This is a genomic window from Martinezella rhizogenes, assembly GCF_000799715.1.
GTDB classification, from domain to species: Bacteria; Pseudomonadota; Alphaproteobacteria; order Rhizobiales; family Rhizobiaceae; genus Rhizobium; species Rhizobium rhizogenes_C.
On sequence record NZ_JUHG01000014.1, the window covers coordinates 205,474 to 223,890 of the forward strand.

Sequence of the window (18,417 nt, forward strand, 5' to 3'; positions counted from 1 at the left end):
GGCGCTATGCGTTGCTGGTCTTGCGCAGGTAAAAGCAGATCGCAAGGCTGAGCAGGACGGCGCCGCCACCGAGGAAGAAGGGTGCCGTATAGCCGAAGTGATCGGCAAGCACGCCGGCGATCGGGCCGGTGCCTCCGAGCGCCACATCGAGGAACATCGAGTAGAGACCAAGCGCCACGCCGCGGTTCTGCGGTGGAATGCGCGCCATCGCCTCGTTGCCGAGTGCCGGGAAGACCGGCGCGAAGCCGGCGCCGGCAAGGGCCGCGCCGATGATCGCAACCGTGGGTGTGGGAGCGAGGGCAAGCGTCAGCAGGCCGACGATTTCCAGCACCAGCGAAATACGCGCCAGCGGCAGGCCGCCGAAACGGGCGACGGCTTGCGCCAGTCCGAGGCGGATACCCATGAAGGCGAGACCAAAGGCGCTCAATGCCAGCGAAGCTCCGTCCCAGCCGCGATTATGGAAAAACAGGGCGACGAAGGCCATGACGACGCCGAAGCCGCTGGAGGCCAGCGCCAGCGCCACGCCGTAAGGCAGGATGCGGCCGAGCACCTGGCCGGTACCGATGCCCTTTTCCCTGATGCCGGGCACGGGTGGCCGGGTCTGCGCCAGCATCAGGCCGGCAATCGCCAGGCCGATTGTCACAGCACCTATGGCGAAGAAACCGTATTGCCCCTCCAGCCAGGCGCCGAAGGGGGCCGCAAGCGCGATGCCGCCATAGGTGGCGATGCCGTTCCACGAGATGATGCGCACGGTTTCGCGCGAACCCATCAGGCCGATCGCCCAGGTGATCGCCGCCGTGCTGACCAGGCTTTCGCCGATACCGAGCGCCAGGCGTCCGGCAAGCAGCAGCGACAGGCTCGCCGCCGGAATATCCGTCACAAGCGCCGATGCCAGCGTCAGGGTGCCGCAAAGCCCATAGGCGAAAAAGCCGAGGAAGACCGACCTGCGTGGCCCATACTGGTCGCACAACCGGCCGACCTGCGCGCGGCTGACGATGGTCGCCACATATTGCGTGCTGATGGCGATGCCGGCCCAGACGACGCCGAAGCCGAGGCCGCTATCGACATGGGTCGGCAGCACGGCAAGCGGCAGGCCGATGGCCAGATAGCCAAAGAAGGTCAGCGCGACGATGGAGATAAGGGTCAGCGCCGAATTGGACTGGATGGTCTGAGAGGCAGTGTTCACGAGATATCGCCTGCGGGCACCGGCCAGGCGGTGTCCATGCTGTTTGCCACGACGGGTCGGGGTTCATACCGGATGGAAATGGCAGCGATGCCACTGCCAATTGGTATCAGGCAAAAGCGGGTCCGGTCAATGGAAGTGCTGCTATGCAGCAAAAGCCATTGACGGGATTAGGTGATTGTGTTGCCGGCGCTTCACATCGTCAAAACCACGCTTGCCGTCGTCCGCCCGGCCTCCAGATCGGCATGGGCGATGGCCGCATCCTTGAGCGTATATTCCGCGCCGATCGGATTGATCAGGCCGGCCTGCAGCTCTGTCATGAGGATCTCCGCGCCTTGCCGGTAGAGATCGGGATCGTTGGCATAGACCAGTACGCTCGGGCGCGAAAGCGCGATGGCGCGGGGAGCGGTAAGCTCCTCGATCTGGACCGGCGGAATGGGGCCTGCGGGCTGTCCGAGGCTGGCGACCATGCCGAAGGCGCGCACGGTGGCGAGCGTCTGCGACAGCATGGCGCCGCCGATGCCGTCTATGGCGAAATGCACGCCCCGGCGGTCGGCGATGCGGCGGGTTTCCTCCACCCAGTCCTCGGATGTGTGCAGCAGAACGGTATCGGCGCCGGCCTCATAGGCAAACTCCGCCTTGGCTTCCGAGCCGACGGTGGCGATAACGTTCGCGCCGAGCCGCTTGGCCCAGCGGGTGACGATCTGCCCGACGCCGCCGGCGGCCGCGTGCACCAGGATCCATTCGCCAGGCTGCACGGGATGGACTTTGTGCAGCAGCATCTGGGCGGTGAGCCCGCGCAGCATCGTGCTACCGGCAAGCCGCTCGCTGACGCCATCGGGCAGCTTTATCAGCCGCGAGGCGGGCAGGGTACGCATCTCGGCATAGCTGCCAAGCGGGTGGCCGACATAGGCGACGCGATCGCCGACCTTCAGGTCTTCGACGCCTGAGCCGATCGCGTCCACGATGCCCGCGCCTTCGAAGCCGAGAATGGTCTGGCCGGGTGGGCGTGGGTAAAGACCCGAGCGAATATAGATATCGACGAAATTGACGCCGGAAATGCTTTGGCGAATGCGGGCCAGGCCGGGACCCGGTTCGCTGATGGGGAGATCAACGAGCTGCATCGTCTCGGGGCCGCCGGGGCTGTTCATGGCAATGGCTAGGGGCATAGAAATAGTCTCCTTTCAGACGCAGTTTTGATCACAAAGCTGCGTCTGAATAAATTCGGTATGAGCTCACCATATCTGTGCAATAATGCACAGATGATCGATTGGCAGGACCTTCTTCATTTTGCCTCTCTGGCGCGGAGCGGCTCGCTCTCGGCGGCGGCACGCGAGCTTGGTGTTGACCATGCCACCGTCGGCCGGCGCATCGCCGCGCTGGAGCGCACACTCGACCTTCGCCTGATCGATCGCCGGCCGCGCACCTCGCCGCTGACGGCCGACGGCCGGGCGATTGCCGAGCTGGTGACCGGCATGGAAGAGAATGTCGAGGCGATCAGGCGTTATTCGAAAAGCGCCGTCGCAGGGCTTTCCGCCGCCGTCAAGATCAGCGCGCCGCCCTCCATCGCCTCCCATCTGATTGCCCCGAAGGCAGTTGGCTTTCGTGCCGAGCATCCAGACATCACGCTGACCATCGCCGGCGTGACGAGGCGCGCGGCGCTGGATCACGGCGAAGCCGACATCGCCGTGCGGATGACGCGCCCCGAGGAGAGCGATCTTCTGGTGCGGCGCATCGGCGTCATGCGGTTCGGGCTCTACGCGACGCCTGAGATTGCGGCAGCGCCGGAGGAGGGTTGGGTCTTCATCGGCTATGACGCGGCGCTGGAGCATCTGACGCAGCAGACCTGGCTGCGTAGCCTGCTGGCCGGCCGCCCAATCGTCTTCCGCGCCGGCGACATTTTCGGCCAGTTGGGAGCCGCACGCGCTGGTCTCGGCGTCGTGGCGCTTCCCGCTTTCCTGGGTGATGGCGAAACGGCCCTCACGCGTTTGCCAACGGCCATTCCATCGCCGACGCGCGACCTCTGGCTGGTGACCTACCCTGATCTCCGCCGCTCGCCCGCCATCCGGGCGGTAATGGATTTCGTCAGCGAAACGATCGGCAGAAGCTGCCCGCTTCGAGATGCGGACGCGGCCGGGTAGGGCGATGGTTCGCGCCTTTTGTTTTCCTGTTGCAGCCCATTGGCGAATCTCTACACATGGTCGGATTGACGGTTCCATGATCGGTGGTCGATGACGAAGCTCAGTGGCTGGCCCGCAATCAACAAAGCCGATGTTATTGCGGGCATATCGGTGGCCGGCCTGATGCTGCCGGAGGCTGTCGCCTATGCCGGCATTGCCGGCCTGCCGCCGCATCGGGCCATTCTCGCCGGTATCGCCGGCTGTCTCGTCTACGCGATCTTCGGGCGCAGTCGCTTCGCGATCGTCTCGCCGACATCGTCCTCCGCCGCCATTCTGGCCGCCACGCTGGCGATCGTGCCGGGAGACGCCACGGTCAAGGCTGGCCTTGCGACCGTCGCCGTCGCCCTTGCAGGCATTCTCTTCGTCATCGCCGCGGCGCTGCGCCTTGGTGGTATCACCGGCTTCATCTCGCGTCCGGTGCTGCGTGGTTTCGCGCTGGGACTGGCGATCACCATCATCCTGCATCAGCTGCCGATTCTCGTCGGCGCCTCCGTGCAGGGCTCCAATATCTTCAGCTATGCCTCGGCCCTGTTTGCGGCAATCCCACAATGGAATCCGGTGAGCGTCGCGGTCGGTGTCGTGGCGCTCGCCGCTCTGCTGCTGCTTAAGCGCCTGCCGGGCATTCCCGGCGCCTTCCTTGTGCTGGCGGCTGGCATTCTCAGCTCTTTCGTCTTCGACCTTGCCGGTTATGGCGTCAAGCTTGTCGGGACGATCGAGGTCCTGCCGCAGTGGCCGTCGCTGCCCGATGCTGGCTGGGTGGCCTATTCGCGGCTGGCGCAATTCACCGTGCCGCTTGTGCTTATCCTCTTTGCCGAATCCTGGGGGACGATGCGGGCCTTGGCGCTGCGCTATGGCGACACGCTTTCGGTCAATCGCGAACTGGGGGCGCTCGGCTTTGCCAATATCGCCAGCGCCGTCGTTCAGGGCATGCCGGTCGCCGCCGGTTTTTCCGCCGGTTTTGCCAGCGAAGCGGCGGGATCGAAGACGCGTGGTACGGCAGTCTTCGCCGCCATCGGGCTTGCCATCCTGATTGCCTGCGCCGGGCCACTGGTGGCGCGGTTGCCGGAGCCGGTGCTTGCCGCCGTGGTGATCGCGGCGTTGACGCACGCGCTCGATCCCAGCCCGATCCTGCGCCTCAGGCGGCTCCATCGCGATTTCTACGTTGCGCTCGGCGCCACGGCCGGCGTGCTGATTTTCGGCGTCCTTAACGGCATGCTGCTGGCGATCGCGCTGTCGCTAGCGGCGATGATGCATCGTCTGGCCTCGCCCTATATCGCCCGGCTCGGGCGGCTTGGAAGCAGCCACAATTTCGTTGACCTCAGCCGTCATCAGGAGGCATCGGAAACACCCGGCGTCGCCATCTGGCGCCCCGGCGAGCCGCTGTTTTTCGGCAATGCCGATACGATATTCGGTGAGATCCTCTCCCGTAGCCGGGGAGAGGCGGGGATCAGCGCTGTCGTCCTCAGCCTCGAGGAGAGCTCCGACCTCGACAGCACCGCACTCGATGCGCTGATGGAATTCGACGGCGCCATGCGCGTCGCCGGCATCCGCCTGCAATTCGCCCGTGTCCATGACCGCGTCCGCGATCTCATGATAACGGCCGGCATGGCGGAGGTCGACGGTCGTTGCAGCTTCAGCGTCGACGACGCGATTGCGGTGATCGGGCCGGCAGCAAAGAGCAGCGCGTCTCAGTCCGATAGCAGCCAGTAGCAAAGATGCTCGTGTTTGGCCTTGCCCCGCAGGCTGTTGACGAGCACGAAATCCCGGACGGTCCATGAGACCGGCCTTTCGAGCCTCACTTCCGGAATAAGGTGGCCCTGGTAGAGCAAGGTCATGTGCGGTTCGAATTTTTCTCCATGATCATTGGCAAATCCGGTGAGCTGCATGGCTTCATCCAGCTCGCGATGGAGTGCCTTCAGCTCCGCATTTCCTTCCCTGTTCCAGAGAACCAGCGGGCGATTGTCGCCACCTCCAAAGCTGACCGCCCGGTCAAACTCCACCTGGAAGGACCGTTTCCTGACGGTCGATGCTGCCTGCATCGCCGCAAACGCCGCTTCTTCTGGCAGGCCGCGATAGGAGCCGATCCTATAAAGCGAGATATGAGACAGATCCGGGCGTCGCGGCTTTGCCGAAAAGCCGTATTGTGTTCGCAAGTCGCTTGCGAGCTCGAAGCTCAGCGCAGCGGTGCCTGGATCGGGCAGGACTGCGAAATAAAGAGCCTCCACATGCGCTGGACCGGTTTCGGATTGCCCGTTTCGCGGTCGGCCGAGATTGAACGAAAGTTGCCCACTATTCTTCATGAGATTGCTTCAAAGCCATAGAGCCTTGCCTCGTCCTGTTTCCGTAAATTGCAAATATCCTACGATCGCCGCGTCGCAAGCTCAAGAACAAATAGAGAACAAATTAATCGACAATGGTGGAATGCGAGGCTAAGCTCTTTCCCACGCAAGAATCGGGTTGAACTTGGCCGTCCGAAGCACGATTCTCATGGCCAAGTGGAAACATGGAGATTCCGCCATGAGCGATGCACAGCAGTATTATCTGATCTTCGAAACCGCGGGCGGCTTCTGCGGGATCGCCTGGAACGATATCGGCGTCACGCGCTTCCAGCTGCCGACGAAAGACGCCGGCTCGACCGAGCGTCTTCTGCTGCGGCGTCTGTCCGATGCCCGGCCGGGCACGCCGACGCCGGAGATGGCTGACGCGGTCGGTGCCGTGAAGCGCTATTTCGCGGGCGAGGAAATCGATTTTTCCGGCGTGAAGCTGGATCTTGGCGAACAGGATGCCTTCTTCAACCAGATTTACGCCGCCGCGCGTGAAATCGCATGGGGCAATACAACGACCTATGGCGCGCTGGCAAAGCAGCTCGGCGCGGGACCGGAAGCCGCCCGCGATGTCGGTCAGGCCATGGCGCGGAACCCCGTGGCGCTGATCATCCCCTGCCATCGCGTGCTTGCCGCCGGCGGCAAGATCGGCGGCTTCTCGGCGCCCGGCGGCTCGACCGCCAAGGCCCGCATGCTGGAGCTTGAAGGCGTCCAGCTCGCGCCGCCGAAACCCGTGCAGCAGTCACTGGGGTTTTAGGTGGGAGGTCGAAGGTCGGGCATCAGCGCTCGGGCTGCGACCGTTCGATGCCCGGTATCCTGCCAATCTGCTCGGCGAGGAAATCGACTAATAGCCGGACCCGGGCAATTGCGGCGCGCTCGGGAACGATCAGCATGCTGAGCGGAACCGGTGGTAGTGCATAATCCGGCAGAATCGCCACGAGCCGGCCGCTCGCCAGGAGATCGTCGACGAGCCAGTGATGGGTGGGGGCGATGCCACGTCCGGCGACGAGGGCCTCGCGTGCCGCAAGTCCGTGGTCGACCCGGAACCGCCCGCCGAAAGGCACCAGGTGGCGTTTGCCATCAAGGCCTTCCAGAACAAGCGTATCGCTGCCCGCTATGTTCGACATCCGGATGCCCTCATGACCGGACAGGTCCTGCGGAATGGCAGGTGTCCCCCGCGCCGCCAGATAGGCGGGTGCGGCGGCCAGCAGGCGCCGGCTCTGGCCAAGCGCTCGCAGCTTCATGGTGCTGTCGGTAAGTGGACCGAGGCGCAACGCGATGTCCACGCCCTCCTCTACGAGATCAACGCGCTCGTCGGTGAGGCGGAGATCGACCGCGATCTCGGGATAGCGATCCTGAAAGGCGAAGATCAGCCGGCTGGCTTGCAGGACACCGAAGGCGGCCGTGCAGGATATCCGGATCGTGCCGGCCGGCGCGCCGCGCGTGCTGCGTGCCTCATCGCCGGCCTGTTCGACAAGGCGCAGGATCTGGATGCTGTCGGCATAGTAGCGGCTGCCTTCATCCGTCATGGTGACGCGCCGGGTGGTTCTCGAGAGCAGGGGGACGCCGACCGCCTCCTCGAGCTCCCGCAGATGCCGCGTCACCGTCGACTGGCCTATTCCGAGCTCGCGCGCCACCGCGGACAGGCTGGCGCGCTCCGCCACGCGGACGAAGGTTCGCATGCGCTCCAGCGTGATATCTGATTTATCCATTTTTCGGCATAATATTATACATTGTCGACATATAGCGGATCATTCCGGCGATGACTAGCTTGTGGGACCATCTTCCATCGTAAAGGATCACAGCTCATGAAAGTTCTGCTTGTTTTCGCCCATCCCGAGCCGCGCTCGCTCAACGGCGCGTTGCGCGACATCGCCATCAAGGAGTTGGAAGCCCAGGGCCATGAGGTGCGGGTGTCGGACCTCTATGCCGACGGCTGGAAATCAGAAGTCGACCGTGATGATTTTCCCTCTTTGGCGCCGGACGCTCGCCTTATAGCGGTCGCGGCGTCCAAGAGTGCATTTGATGCCGACACGCTGACCGACGATGTCAAAGCCGAGATTGAGAAGCTCCTCTGGGCGGATACGCTGATCCTGCAATTCCCTCTCTGGTGGTTCTCCTTGCCGGCCATCCTGAAGGGTTGGGTCGAGCGGGTCTTTGCCTACGGCTTCGCCTATGGCGTCGGCGAACACAGCGACAAGCGCTGGGGCGACCGTTACGGGGAAGGTACGCTTGTGGGCAAGCGCGCCATGCTGATCGTCACCGCCGGCGGCTGGGAGGAGCATTACGCTCCCCGCGGAGTTAATGGAGCAATCGACGACTTGCTGTTCCCGATCAATCACGGGATTCTCTACTACCCCGGCTACGATGTGTTGCCGCCATTCGTTGCCTACCGGGTCGATCGTCTCGACGAGAGCGGCTTCGAGGCCAATGCGGAGCGACTGCGTGAGCGGATGCGGACACTCGGAACGACGCCACCCATCCCCTATCGGCAACAGAATGGCGGCGACTATTTGATCCCGACCATGCAGCTCCGCCCGGAACTGGGCGAGGCCGCCGCGACCGGCTTAGCCATGCATTTGAAGGACGAGGCGGCGGCTGATTAGCCAGAGACCGATCCTTCTCGGCTGATGCCGCTCACTCAGGCATAACGATGCGGATCGGGCGGGTTCCGATTGGAGCGCCGGTTGCGCGATCGATGGTGACAGGATCGATCTCGTTCCCGGTCTCGGCATCGAGGAACCGGGTGACACCGTCCGCGTTGCGGTGTTTTCGCCCCCAGGCGCCGATCGCGAACAAGACCGGCAGGAAGTCGAGGCCCGCTTCGGTCAGTACGTACTCATCGCGCGGTGGGCGCTCCGAATAGCGCCGTTTCTCCAGCAGCCCATCCTCGGTCAGTGCCGCAAGCCGCCTGGTCAGGATGGTCGGCGCGATGCTGAGGCTCCTGCGGAATTCATCGAAGCGGGTGAGCCCGGTATGGGCATCCCGCAGGATCAGCATGCTCCATGCATCCCCCACCAATGCAAGGCTGCGGGCAATCAGACATGGCTGGTTTGAAAGATTCTGCATGTTAGTATCTTTTTGATAGTGACTTAGTTTCGAAATGATAGTAACTTAGTTTTCATCAATGTTCCACGACAAAAATGAAAGCTGAGACAAATGAGCAATAAAGAACGCGGCGTCGCCCTGGTCACGGGCGCTTCCTCCGGCATTGGGCTGGTGACCGCACGAGCGCTGCAGCGCAATGGCTACCGGGTATTCGGAACCAGCCGTAAGCCGATGGCCGACACCTCGGATGGCGTGATCATGCTGGTGTGCGACGTCACCGACGACAGGTCCGTGCAGAACGTGGTCGACGATGTCATCAGCCGCGCGGGACGGATCGATCTTCTCGTCAACAATGCCGGGATCGGACTGCTGGGCGGTGCCGAGGAGTCCTCCACTGCACAGGTAAAGGCTCTATTCGACGTGAATGTTTTCGGTGTCGTGCGCGTGACGAATGCTGTTCTGCCGGTCATGAGACGTCAGCGAAAGGGCAGGATCATCAACATGAGCTCCGTTCTCGGGCTCATCCCTGCTCCTTTTAATGCCTTCTATGCGTCCACCAAGCACGCGATCGAAGGCTATTCGGAATCGCTCGATCATGAGGTCCGCACGCAAGGCATCCGCATCGTACTGGTGGAGCCTGGTATCACCCGTACCTCCTTTGAAGAGAATCTTACTCGCGTGGATCAGCAACTTCCGGTATATGAAGCCGTTCGTGTCGATGCTGAGAAGCTGATGCGTGAGATCGTCGAGACGGGGGATGCGCCCGAGATTGTTGCCGACATCGTGGTCAAGGCGGCCAACGCGACGGTGCCGAAACGGCGCTATACCGCTGGAAAGGCGGCTGGCCAGATCCGCTTCATACGCCGCTTCTTGCCCGAGTCATTCGTCGACAAAAATCTTCGGAAATTCAACAAACTTCCCGCCTGAGCCGCTGGCGCCGAAACCTTAGAAAAAGAAAGTCAGTACCATGAAGGCATTCCTCATCGATCGCTATGCGAAAGGTGCTGCTCTGCGGGTTGGCGAAGTCCCCGAGCCGCAGTTGCTGGACAACGACGTCCTGATCCAGATCCATGCTTCCAGCGTCAACCCGCTGGATGCCAAGATCAGGGACGGCGAGTTCAAGCTCATCTTGCCATACAGCCTTCCGCTGATCCTCGGCAATGACGCGGCGGGCGTCGTGGTCCGGGTCGGGTCCAGGGTCCGTGGTTTCAAGCCGGGCGACGAAGTCTATGCGCGTCCCGCCAAGGACCGCATTGGCACCTTCGCGGAGTTCATCGCGATGAACGAGGCCGACGTCGCGATGAAGCCGAAAAACCTGACGATGGAGGAGGCGGCGTCGATGCCGCTCGTCGCCCTGACCGCCTGGCAGGCGCTTGTCGAGCGGGCAAAGCTGAAGAAGGGGCAGAAGGTTCTGATCCATGCCGGCTCGGGCGGCGTCGGGGTGATCGCCATCCAGCTTGCCAAGCATCTCGGCGCGACCGTGGCGACGACCACGAGCACCGCCAATGTCGATCTCGTCAAAAGCCTCGGAGCGGATGTCGTCGTCGACTACAAGAAGGACGATTTCGAAAATGTCCTGCAGGGCTATGACGTCGTGCTGAACAGTCTCGGCAAGGACACGCTGGAAAAATCACTGCGCGTTCTGAAGCCCGGCGGAAAGCTCATCTCGATCTCCGGTCCGCCGGATCCGGAATTTGCCAGGGAAAACGGTTTCGGCTGGCTGCTTCAGCAGGTCATGCGCTTGCTGAGCTTCAGCATCCGCAGGAAATCGAAACGTCATGACGTCAGCTATTCCTTCCTCTTCATGACGGCGAATGGCGGACAACTCGCGCAGATCGCATCGCTGATCGAGGCAGGGGCCATACGGCCCGTCATCGATCGGGTGTTCCCGTTCGAGAAGACCAACGAGGCGCTGGCTTACGTCGAGACCGGTCGCGCCAAGGGCAAGGTCGTGATTGCCGTGAAGTAAAGTGTGACGTAGCTGGAACGTTCCGGGACTTCGCTTTGGAGACCCGGAACGTCTCGCCGTCAGCACGGCGAGCGGTGACCTCCATGAACCTCCGGCGCCAGATTATTGGCGCAAATCGGCCATCTCGTATAGCGGCCGGATTTCGATCTCGCTCGGTCCCGGCATGGGGTTGGGGCAGCGCTTCACCCAAGCGATCGCCTCGTCCATGTCCTTGACCTCCCAGAGCCAGAAACCGGCGACCAGATCGCGGGTCGCGGCGAAAGGTCCGTCGATGACCGTGCGGCCGGGACCATCGAAGGCAACACGCTTGCCATGCGACGAGGGCTTGAGGCCGTCGGCGGCAACCAGGATGCCGGCATTGCGAAGCTCATCGTTAAACCTGCCCATCGCCGCCATCATCTCCATGGTCTCAGGCGTGGGGTTAAAACCCTTTTCGCTGTCGTCGGTAGCCTTCACCAGAACCATCACACGCATTGTCCGTCTCCTTGTTTGAATCGGCCTCATCGGCCTGGTATCGGAACGACGAACGGGGTTTTCGGAAACCGACATTGTATTGAAAATTTTTCGCGATCGGGGCCTCTATCGACGCTGTGTACCGGCGTGAGCAGCGATGGCCGCAATGATTTCGTCCCAATCCCCAGGATGAATTTCATGGCCGCCGCCCTCGAGACGAAGAAATTTCGCGCCTTCGACGGTTTCCGCCAGTAATTCCCCATGCTCGATCGGGAAGATCGGGTCCGCCGTACCGTGGACGATGAGAAACGGCGCGGCCAACTCGCTGAGCTTGTTCTTCCAGGTATCGCCACCTTTCAGCATGAAATGATTGGTCGCACTGACGAAGTTTCGAGCGCGCTTGACGTCACGTTCGACAAGATTGCGGGCACCTGCCTCGTCATGGGGGTGCGCCGTACCGGCAATCATCCGCGTATCCTTGACGATGAAGTCGATGACCTGAGCGCTGTCGGTCCAATCGATGCTCTCGCCCGCTGCCGCATGTTCCATATAGCTATCGCTGGTCTGCGGTAGGGCGGAGGTGTCAACGCCGATCGGCGTGGTGGAGATCAGCGTCAGCGTTCTTACCCGCGCTGGATGGGCAAGGGTGGCGATCTGCGCGATCATCCCGCCCAGCGACATGCCGACCAGATGGGCGCTGTCGATGCCGTAGGCGTCGAGCACGCGGATTGCATCCTCGGCCATGTCGTCCATCGTATAGGAAGAGCTGCGCGGCTCGTAGAAGGTTGAAAGGCCGGTGTCGCGATTGTCATAGCGGATGACATAGCGGCCTTGGGCTGCGAGCTGCCGGCAAAATGCCTCCGGCCACCACAGCATCGAGGCCATGGCGCCCATGACAAGCAGAATGGGCTGGTGGCTCGGGTTGCCAAAAACCTGCGTGGCAATCTCCACGCCGTCAGCCATGATGATGCGTTCATTCATCCGATGCTTCCTCCCCTTGCAAATATCCGATTGCATTTTGCAACTGGTTTTGTTATTGCATAACTGATCTTGTTTTGCAATCGGTTTCCCGGAGAGATTGACAATCGTTGAAGCTGCCCCATCAACCAAGTGACCGAGACAGAACCAAGTGAGGGTGGAGATGTTGAATCGTGCTGACTTCTATGACGCGGAATTAAAGCGGCATAACGGGCATTTGCGCGCCGCCGCCAGCGTTGGCGTGCGTGACCGCGTGCTCGATATCGGTTGCGGGGCGGGACAATCGACGCGTGAGGCCGCGCGTGTCGCGGTGGAAGGCGACGCGATCGGCGTGGATACGTCCGCGGAGATGCTCGAGGTTGCGCGGCAACGTTCCGAAGAAGCGGGGTTGCGAAATATTGCGTTTGAAGAGGGGGATGCCCAGCACCACGCATTTCCTACTGCCCACTTCGATCTCTGCATCAGCCGGTTTGGCGTGATGTTCTTTGCCGATCCGGCGGCGGCGTTTGCCAATGTCGCCCGCGCGATGCGTCAAGGTGCGCGTCTTGCATGGATGGTGTGGCAGGGTCAGGAGCGCAACGAGTGGTCTGGCGCCATTCGGCGAGCCTTGGCCCCGGGAACCGCGATTTCTGCGAATGCTCTCACGCCGTTTTCGCTTGGCGATCCGACCATCGCTACAAAACTTCTGAGTAGGGCCGGCTTTGTTTCGATCGATTTTATCGATGTGCGCGAACCGGTCTTCTATGGGCCGGACGTCGATGGGGCGTTTGACGCGCTCATGGAGCTCTATCTTGTGAAAGACGCGCTCGCGCGAACCGATGAAGCACCTGACAAGGCAATGCAGCGGCTGCGCGATCTACTGGAGACCCATATGACCCCGGAGGGCGTATTCTTTGACTCGCGCGCGTGGATTGTGACCGCTCAGCGCTGACAGGGTGGCTGACATCAGATGCCCCGGATGAGCCTGAATCGTTCCCGCTCGATTATTTTGGACGTGCTCTAACGCTTTGTTATTATCCTGCTTTGGAACCAATGACGCGCGAAACTGTTCATATATAACCTTGATACGACGCTGATGTCGTGCCCGGCCTGCTGGGTAAGCGGCGCTCTTGAGGAGTATCTCATCATGAAGATTTCGTCCGGATTTCGTTCAGTCACGGTTGCCGTCATCGCCGCCGCGGGAATTAGCTTTGCCAGCGCCGCGCATGCCGACAGCGGTACGATCCGTTTCGCCGTTTATAAGGCCGCCTTCTTCGTCGGCGGCTCCGGAGGCGAGGGCACGCTGACCTTCCATGGTCGCCGATACCCTGTCTCGATCGGCGGTATCTCGGGCGGCCTCGCCTTCGGGGCCTCCAAGACCTATTTCCAAGGCACCGTGCGCCACATTCGCCGCGCCCAGGATGTGACGGGGATTTACGGCGCAGCGGGCGGCGGCGGCGCGGTCGGCAAAGGGGCTCAGATGATCGTCATGACCAATGACAAGGGTGCCCAACTCGAACTCACAGGCAGGCAGGTAGGCCTGCAGGTCAACGCCGATATTAGCGGTATGAGCATCAGGGTGAAATAAGGGCGCCACGCCCTTCATTCTTCTTCCTCGGATGGGCCTGATTTGCTGAATTGAGCGATTGGGCACGTCCGGGAAAGGCACCCAGAGAGTGCCCTTCGCCCTCTATTCCCACTCGATCATGCCTGGCGGCCTCGGCGTCGCGGGCGCCTCCCCACCGGCGGTGGCGAACAGGTTTCGTAGTCGTCTCCCAAAACTGAGTGGGGAGCGCCACGACCAGAATGTTTCAACGCGTCACGGAAGCGCAGAAATGCTCCATCTCTTTGTTTTTACGCAATTCCGGACAGAAAACCGCAGCGCAGTTTTCCTGGAATTTCTCTAGATTTCCTTTTTCTTCGGCGTGAACATGGCTGACCATTCCTGCAGCGCGGCGGCGGCCGAGGCGTAGTCGAGCCTGGAGATTGCCTCACGTACGATTTCGAATTTTTCTCCACCCGCTTGGGAGCCGAGCATCTGTTCCAGCACCTCAAACACACGCCGAGCTTGCAGTTGGCGGCGTTCTATCAGGCTGTGCAATTCAATCGTCAGGCTCGCGACTGAAGCAATGTCCACGGCCGTATCTACGCGCGCAGTGGCGGTTGGCGCTGTCGGCAGGCCGAGACTGGCGATGGCCTCAAAGGCAGGGCGCAGCGCCTCGGCCAAGGACGTCAGCAAAGAGGGTTCGGGCGGTGGAACCGGACGGGCCAGTCGCTCCTCCAGGATCGAGGCCCGGGTCGCGACCTCGGCTAGCCCCAGCGTTGCGGAGACGCCTTTCAGCGTGTGCGCGAGGATACGACCCTGTTCGAAATCGCCATTCTCCATATGGCGGCGCAAGATGGGCACGACATCGGCAAACTTTCGGCCAAAATCGACGATCAGTTTGCGCAGCAGCGCCTCCCTGCTGTTCACCCTGACAAGGGCCGCCTCGAGATCAAAGGGCGGCAGTGCCGACGGCAGCCCGCCCAAAGACGGAATGACGATTTCTTGCGCGGACGCTGTATTGGCGAGTGGTTGCTCAGCCGTCACCAACGGCAGTCTGATCCAACGGCTCAACACGGTTAGCAGCTGTGTTGGATCGACAGGTTTGGATATGTGGTCGTTCATGCCCGCCGCCAGGCAGTTCTGGCGTTCGGCCTCGTAAGCATGCGCGGTCATGGCGATGATCGGCAGCGAACCATCCGGTAGGCAGGCGCGTATCTCTTGCGTTGCATCAATGCCACCAAGTTCCGGCATTTGGATATCCATCAGCACGGCATCATAGCGATTGCCTGCCTCCAGCACCTTTCGCACGGCGATCAAGCCGTTCTCGGCTGTATCGACTGTAAGCCCACCGTCGGTCAGGATGATCTGGGCCAATTCGAGATTGATCTCATTGTCCTCGACCAGCAGCACGCGCGCGCCCCGCAGCGCTGGAGCAATCATCGGCGTGTGCTCACTGGCGTTCCTGGACGGCACTTGGTTCGTATGGGCGAATATCCACATCAGCATGTCGAACAGGGAGGAGGCGTCGACCGGCTTGGACAGGAAGCCATCGATACCGAGCGTTTCGGCTTCACCGACCGCCTGCTCCCGTCCGTAGGCGGAGATCATGACGATGCGCGGCCAGTCTTCACTTGGCAGGATGGATTGAAGCACCTTGATTGCTTCCATGCCGTTCATGCCCGGCATCTTCCAGTCGAGCAGCACCAGATCGAAGGGGCGGTGTTCGGCAATGGCGCTGTTGATCGCTGCAAGCCCTTCCTGCGCGGAGGCCGCTAGTTCCGGGGTAATCGACCAGGTCTGGCAAAAGCCTTGAAGAATTTCCCGTGAACCCTCGTTGTCGTCGACCACCAAGACACGCAGATTGGCGAACGCGTCCGACTTTCGGTCGACTGTGGGCCGGTGGCTTTCACCTTCCTCCAGCACCACGGTGAAGGTGAAAGTACTGCCGTGGCCCTCTTTGCTCTCCACTGAAATGTCACCATCCATGAGAGTGACGAGTTGACGACTGATGGCAAGCCCCAGTCCCGTACCGCCGAAGCGTCGCGTGGTGGAACTGTCAGCCTGGGTAAAGCTATCGAACAGTCGCGAAATCTGTTCAGACGACATGCCGAGACCGGTATCGCGCACCGCGCCCTCAATCACGCAACGGCCATCCACGCGCTCGCGTAAGGTGAGTTCAAGGGTAACCTCACCGCTGCTGGTGAACTTTATGGCGTTGCTGACGAGGTTTAGCACCACCTGGCTCAGTCGCAACTCGTCGCCGCGCAACATGGCTGGGATCGCCGGGTCCACCTGCCAGCGGATGGCGATGCCTTTCTCCTGCGCCTTCAACGTGGAAATTTCCATGGCGCGTTCGATCATGGCCCGGGGGGCAAAAGACGTTTTTTCCAACGCCATCTTGCCGGCCTCAATCTTGGAGAAATCCAGGATGTCACTGAGCAGGCTCAGCAACCGGTCGCTCGCGCCGCGGATCTTGGTGATGTAATCGTGCTGCCGTGCTGTGAGTTCCGTTCGACCGAGAAGATGGCTGAAGCCGAGAATGGCATTCATCGGCGTACGGATCTCGTGGCTCATATTGGCCAGGAAGAGGCTCTTGGCCGCGTTGGCTTGCTCGGCCTCGTGGGTGCGGATTTCGAGCGTCTCGTTTTGCAAGGCGAGGGCACTGCCCATATTTTCGATGCGCTCGAAGGCGTTGACCAGCTTGTTGCTGAGCCAAACCAGCACGGTGGTCTGGAAAACAACGATGCCCGCATGCAGCACCACCCGGTTGATGTCCGCGTCATTGACGAAGACTGCGGCTGGTACGGTGAAATTCAGCATCAAATGGTGCAGGGCAATGGCGGTGGCCGCCAGCAACAGGCTACGTGCATCGAACCAGGCGATCACGAGGGCCAGCGTGGCGAAGAAATACATATGCATGTCCATCTGCCAGCTCAGGCCGGATGTCAGATAGACCAGTAGCGCCGGCTCGCCCATCATCGCAACTGAGCTCAGATGGCGTGTGACCGGAGCACTGCCCTTGAAATGCCAGGACAAATGCGTGGTGGCCGCAAGCAGCCCGGCCAGCAGAACCGGCATGAGAATGGGTTTGCCGACATAGAGCGCTATGGCGGCGACGAGCGGGACGTGAAGCCAGAGCAGCGGAACAAGAAATCGTCCGAAACCAGTGCGCAGACGAGCGATTTCATTCATCAGATTGCCCCCTTGCCACTATCGATGAGACCAAGACAGCTACGTTGCGTCGGCGCGTCGAGTACCAGCCAGGCGCCGGCAGCATAGAGCGCGGCGGCAAGGTCCTCCGGTTCGTCAAGGCGGCGTTCGCCCTCGGGCGCACGGCGCACGACGATGATATTGGGCAATGCGCCGCTTTCGATTATCCGCCCACCGGCAGTCGCGGCCAGGGAGACCATCCGGTCCTCCTTCCACCACGGCGGTCCGATGACAGTCATCTGGGCGTCGGGCGTCGGATTGCCGTAGGTCATGGCACCGATACCGAAGGCACTGACAAGCAGCAGTGCCAAAGCCGGCAACATCGCCATCAATCCACCGTTTTCGGAGCAAGTCCCAGATGTCATGAGTTATCCGTTGAGCGTCGATAAAGTAATCTAATAAACAACATTCTAAATAATACGAAGCTAAGCGAACGTCTATTGGATTGGATCAGATTTCGGGTAAGTTTATCGATCGAAGATTTGAAAATACCAGCTGATTGACAGTTTAGTCCTTTGGATTAGCCTTTTGGAGGCGATGATTTGACCGATACCGTGATGTCGCTCTCATCAAAAGCTGTTTCCGGGGTTTCGACGAGTTTTTCAGCCTCGATCAGAAGGTAGTCCATCTGTTTTCTGAGTTCGACGAATTGTGTGATCTGCGTGGCAAAGGACGGGTTCTTGCGCGGATCATAGAAGCTTGCGATTGTTTCGCCGCGCGTCCGTCGTGCCTCTTCCAGAGCTTCCTTCAGCATTTTCAATTTGTACTTTGCCGCAAAATATAGCTGCATCGTCCCGATCAATGGCAGAGTTTTGTGGAGCATCGGCATTCCTCCCGTCGATTGCGTAACGGCGTCGGCATATTCAAACGAATTTGCTCGGCCTGTTGCTTTGGGGAGATGACGCGCATGTCGCTAAAGAGCGACTTAACATCGGGATATTGGGCAGGGCTATCATTGAAGACATATTTTTTCAAAATCTAGAAGGGTTGAATCTTGGCCATATGGAAGGAAATCAGCCGTGTTCACGCAAATACCCGAAGAGGTTTTTGACCGACTTGCCATGAGCAGTTTGGCTCTTGGGTTTCGAGGACAATCACAGAAGCGCCGTCGTCCTTTGCTGACGATGACTCGCTCAATAGTTGATCGAGAGACTATCAGTGACCGCAAACGGATAGTTTGCTCAATGTTTCAGGAATGTGGAATTTTTGCGGATTTTTGTAACCAAACCTATTGTCATGAGCACCAAACTGGCGCCCCGGACGATGAAAGGAACAGTCACCGTTCAAGCTGGCAAGATGTGGTCACTGAAAAAGCCTGCTTTAAAAAGTGTCGTCGCTCTTGGGGAATGCCAGAGCGACAGTCGCTGGTCACGTTTCTGCTCAAGGCGCATGCGGATCAGATGGCGCATTTTGCCAAGGCGGATCCAGCCCACGTCGCTGCCTAGAACCTGTCGAGATTCAATAAGCCCTTCTCCTTCAGGAGAGAGGCTGGGATGGACATGCCGACACAGCTGAAGTCGAGACAATCTATCCCGACTTCATCATTC

Annotated in this window: 19 protein-coding genes; 9 read left to right on the forward strand and 10 right to left on the reverse strand. The window is 60.7% G+C overall.

Going from position 1 to position 18,417, the window contains the following annotated elements; genetic code table 11:
* Nucleotides 1-4: 4 nt before the first annotated feature.
* A complete protein-coding gene (locus tag EX00_RS18485; protein WP_047460972.1) occupies nucleotides 5-1,186 on the reverse strand; it encodes an MFS transporter in 1,182 nt (393 codons plus the stop codon).
* A 191-nt stretch (nucleotides 1,187-1,377) separates the two neighbouring features.
* Complete coding sequence (locus EX00_RS18490; protein ID WP_047460974.1) at nucleotides 1,378-2,352, reverse strand: quinone oxidoreductase family protein; 975 nt, start codon at nucleotides 2,350-2,352, stop codon at nucleotides 1,378-1,380.
* Between the two features lie 60 nt (nucleotides 2,353-2,412).
* Here EX00_RS18490 and EX00_RS18495 point away from each other — a divergent pair, with 60 nt between their 5' ends.
* Nucleotides 2,413-3,324: a LysR family transcriptional regulator gene (locus tag EX00_RS18495; RefSeq protein WP_234709053.1), complete on the forward strand. Its 912-nt coding sequence runs from the start codon at nucleotides 2,413-2,415 to the stop codon at nucleotides 3,322-3,324.
* Between the two features lie 90 nt (nucleotides 3,325-3,414).
* Nucleotides 3,415-5,073 carry a SulP family inorganic anion transporter gene (locus EX00_RS18500; protein ID WP_047460979.1) on the forward strand — a complete coding sequence of 553 codons (1,659 nt, stop codon included), beginning with the start codon at nucleotides 3,415-3,417 and terminating at the stop codon, nucleotides 5,071-5,073.
* On the opposite strand, the gene EX00_RS18505 is transcribed toward EX00_RS18500, so the two are convergent.
* Nucleotides 5,052-5,663 carry a 2'-5' RNA ligase family protein gene (locus tag EX00_RS18505; protein ID WP_047460980.1) on the reverse strand — a complete coding sequence of 204 codons (612 nt, stop codon included), beginning with the start codon at nucleotides 5,661-5,663 and terminating at the stop codon, nucleotides 5,052-5,054. The genes EX00_RS18500 and EX00_RS18505 overlap by 22 nt on opposite strands.
* A gap of 217 nt (nucleotides 5,664-5,880) precedes the next feature.
* Here EX00_RS18505 and EX00_RS18510 point away from each other — a divergent pair, with 217 nt between their 5' ends.
* Nucleotides 5,881-6,444 carry a methylated-DNA--[protein]-cysteine S-methyltransferase gene (locus tag EX00_RS18510; protein WP_047460982.1) on the forward strand — a complete coding sequence of 188 codons (564 nt, stop codon included), beginning with the start codon at nucleotides 5,881-5,883 and terminating at the stop codon, nucleotides 6,442-6,444.
* 22 nt (nucleotides 6,445-6,466) lie between these two features.
* On the opposite strand, the gene EX00_RS18515 is transcribed toward EX00_RS18510, so the two are convergent.
* Nucleotides 6,467-7,399, reverse strand: coding sequence for a LysR family transcriptional regulator (locus EX00_RS18515; RefSeq protein WP_047460985.1), 933 nt, complete (start codon nucleotides 7,397-7,399; stop codon nucleotides 6,467-6,469).
* A 96-nt stretch (nucleotides 7,400-7,495) separates the two neighbouring features.
* Here EX00_RS18515 and EX00_RS18520 point away from each other — a divergent pair, with 96 nt between their 5' ends.
* On the forward strand, nucleotides 7,496-8,293 hold the full coding sequence (locus EX00_RS18520; RefSeq protein WP_047460988.1) for an NAD(P)H-dependent oxidoreductase: 798 nt from the start codon (nucleotides 7,496-7,498) through the stop codon (nucleotides 8,291-8,293).
* Between the two features lie 31 nt (nucleotides 8,294-8,324).
* On the opposite strand, the gene EX00_RS18525 is transcribed toward EX00_RS18520, so the two are convergent.
* Nucleotides 8,325-8,756 (reverse strand): winged helix-turn-helix transcriptional regulator, encoded by a 432-nt coding sequence (locus EX00_RS18525; protein ID WP_047460990.1) that lies wholly within the window; start codon nucleotides 8,754-8,756, stop codon nucleotides 8,325-8,327.
* Nucleotides 8,757-8,846: 90 nt separating this feature from the next.
* Here EX00_RS18525 and EX00_RS18530 point away from each other — a divergent pair, with 90 nt between their 5' ends.
* Together EX00_RS18530 and EX00_RS18535 are read left to right on the forward strand one after the other, a co-directional pair.
* Complete coding sequence (locus tag EX00_RS18530) at nucleotides 8,847-9,662, forward strand: oxidoreductase (RefSeq protein ID WP_047460992.1); 816 nt, start codon at nucleotides 8,847-8,849, stop codon at nucleotides 9,660-9,662.
* 40 nt (nucleotides 9,663-9,702) lie between these two features.
* Nucleotides 9,703-10,704: an NADP-dependent oxidoreductase gene (locus EX00_RS18535; protein WP_047460995.1), complete on the forward strand. Its 1,002-nt coding sequence runs from the start codon at nucleotides 9,703-9,705 to the stop codon at nucleotides 10,702-10,704.
* A 102-nt stretch (nucleotides 10,705-10,806) separates the two neighbouring features.
* Here the strand turns inward: EX00_RS18535 and EX00_RS18540 are convergent, their stop codons facing one another.
* Together EX00_RS18540 and EX00_RS18545 are read right to left on the reverse strand one after the other, a co-directional pair.
* Nucleotides 10,807-11,178 carry a YciI family protein gene (locus EX00_RS18540; RefSeq protein ID WP_047460996.1) on the reverse strand — a complete coding sequence of 124 codons (372 nt, stop codon included), beginning with the start codon at nucleotides 11,176-11,178 and terminating at the stop codon, nucleotides 10,807-10,809.
* Nucleotides 11,179-11,283: 105 nt separating this feature from the next.
* Nucleotides 11,284-12,138 carry an alpha/beta fold hydrolase gene (locus EX00_RS18545; protein ID WP_047460999.1) on the reverse strand — a complete coding sequence of 285 codons (855 nt, stop codon included), beginning with the start codon at nucleotides 12,136-12,138 and terminating at the stop codon, nucleotides 11,284-11,286.
* Between the two features lie 160 nt (nucleotides 12,139-12,298).
* On the opposite strand from EX00_RS18545, the gene EX00_RS18550 reads away from it, so the two are divergent.
* Both EX00_RS18550 and EX00_RS18555 read left to right on the forward strand, forming a co-directional pair.
* Complete coding sequence (locus EX00_RS18550) at nucleotides 12,299-13,066, forward strand: class I SAM-dependent methyltransferase (protein WP_047461001.1); 768 nt, start codon at nucleotides 12,299-12,301, stop codon at nucleotides 13,064-13,066.
* Between the two features lie 195 nt (nucleotides 13,067-13,261).
* Complete coding sequence (locus EX00_RS18555; RefSeq protein WP_047461004.1) at nucleotides 13,262-13,702, forward strand: lipid-binding SYLF domain-containing protein; 441 nt, start codon at nucleotides 13,262-13,264, stop codon at nucleotides 13,700-13,702.
* Nucleotides 13,703-14,017: 315 nt separating this feature from the next.
* On the opposite strand, the gene EX00_RS18560 is transcribed toward EX00_RS18555, so the two are convergent.
* The 3 genes from EX00_RS18560 to EX00_RS18570 form a co-directional block, all read right to left on the reverse strand.
* A complete protein-coding gene (locus EX00_RS18560) occupies nucleotides 14,018-16,852 on the reverse strand; it encodes a response regulator (protein WP_047461006.1) in 2,835 nt (944 codons plus the stop codon).
* Nucleotides 16,852-17,235: a hypothetical protein gene (locus EX00_RS18565; protein ID WP_047461009.1), complete on the reverse strand. Its 384-nt coding sequence runs from the start codon at nucleotides 17,233-17,235 to the stop codon at nucleotides 16,852-16,854. The genes EX00_RS18560 and EX00_RS18565 overlap by 1 nt, the downstream gene beginning before the upstream one ends.
* A gap of 155 nt (nucleotides 17,236-17,390) precedes the next feature.
* Nucleotides 17,391-17,699, reverse strand: coding sequence for a hypothetical protein (locus tag EX00_RS18570; RefSeq protein WP_155294089.1), 309 nt, complete (start codon nucleotides 17,697-17,699; stop codon nucleotides 17,391-17,393).
* Between the two features lie 190 nt (nucleotides 17,700-17,889).
* On the opposite strand from EX00_RS18570, the gene EX00_RS31485 reads away from it, so the two are divergent.
* Entirely contained in the window at nucleotides 17,890-18,315 is a 426-nt protein-coding gene (locus EX00_RS31485; protein WP_155294090.1) for a hypothetical protein, read from the forward strand.
* Nucleotides 18,316-18,417: the final 102 nt, after the last annotated feature.

What these genes read in the sequence shown, in the direction of transcription:
- EX00_RS18490 (WP_047460974.1), bottom strand. Translation starts at nt 2,352, where the DNA reads ATGCCCCTAGCCATTGCCATGAACAGCCCCGGCGGCCCCGAGACGATG.
- EX00_RS18495 (WP_234709053.1), top strand. Translation starts at nt 2,413, where the DNA reads ATGAGCTCACCATATCTGTGCAATAATGCACAGATGATCGATTGGCAG.
- EX00_RS18500 (WP_047460979.1), top strand. Translation starts at nt 3,415, where the DNA reads ATGACGAAGCTCAGTGGCTGGCCCGCAATCAACAAAGCCGATGTTATT.
- EX00_RS18505 (WP_047460980.1), bottom strand. Translation starts at nt 5,663, where the DNA reads ATGAAGAATAGTGGGCAACTTTCGTTCAATCTCGGCCGACCGCGAAAC.
- EX00_RS18510 (WP_047460982.1), top strand. Translation starts at nt 5,881, where the DNA reads ATGAGCGATGCACAGCAGTATTATCTGATCTTCGAAACCGCGGGCGGC.
- EX00_RS18515 (WP_047460985.1), bottom strand. Translation starts at nt 7,399, where the DNA reads ATGGATAAATCAGATATCACGCTGGAGCGCATGCGAACCTTCGTCCGC.
- EX00_RS18520 (WP_047460988.1), top strand. Translation starts at nt 7,496, where the DNA reads ATGAAAGTTCTGCTTGTTTTCGCCCATCCCGAGCCGCGCTCGCTCAAC.
- EX00_RS18525 (WP_047460990.1), bottom strand. Translation starts at nt 8,756, where the DNA reads ATGCAGAATCTTTCAAACCAGCCATGTCTGATTGCCCGCAGCCTTGCA.
- EX00_RS18530 (WP_047460992.1), top strand. Translation starts at nt 8,847, where the DNA reads ATGAGCAATAAAGAACGCGGCGTCGCCCTGGTCACGGGCGCTTCCTCC.
- EX00_RS18535 (WP_047460995.1), top strand. Translation starts at nt 9,703, where the DNA reads ATGAAGGCATTCCTCATCGATCGCTATGCGAAAGGTGCTGCTCTGCGG.
- EX00_RS18540 (WP_047460996.1), bottom strand. Translation starts at nt 11,178, where the DNA reads ATGCGTGTGATGGTTCTGGTGAAGGCTACCGACGACAGCGAAAAGGGT.
- EX00_RS18545 (WP_047460999.1), bottom strand. Translation starts at nt 12,138, where the DNA reads ATGAATGAACGCATCATCATGGCTGACGGCGTGGAGATTGCCACGCAG.
- EX00_RS18550 (WP_047461001.1), top strand. Translation starts at nt 12,299, where the DNA reads ATGTTGAATCGTGCTGACTTCTATGACGCGGAATTAAAGCGGCATAAC.
- EX00_RS18555 (WP_047461004.1), top strand. Translation starts at nt 13,262, where the DNA reads ATGAAGATTTCGTCCGGATTTCGTTCAGTCACGGTTGCCGTCATCGCC.
- EX00_RS18560 (WP_047461006.1), bottom strand. Translation starts at nt 16,852, where the DNA reads ATGAATGAAATCGCTCGTCTGCGCACTGGTTTCGGACGATTTCTTGTT.
- EX00_RS18565 (WP_047461009.1), bottom strand. Translation starts at nt 17,235, where the DNA reads ATGACATCTGGGACTTGCTCCGAAAACGGTGGATTGATGGCGATGTTG.
- EX00_RS18570 (WP_155294089.1), bottom strand. Translation starts at nt 17,699, where the DNA reads ATGCCGATGCTCCACAAAACTCTGCCATTGATCGGGACGATGCAGCTA.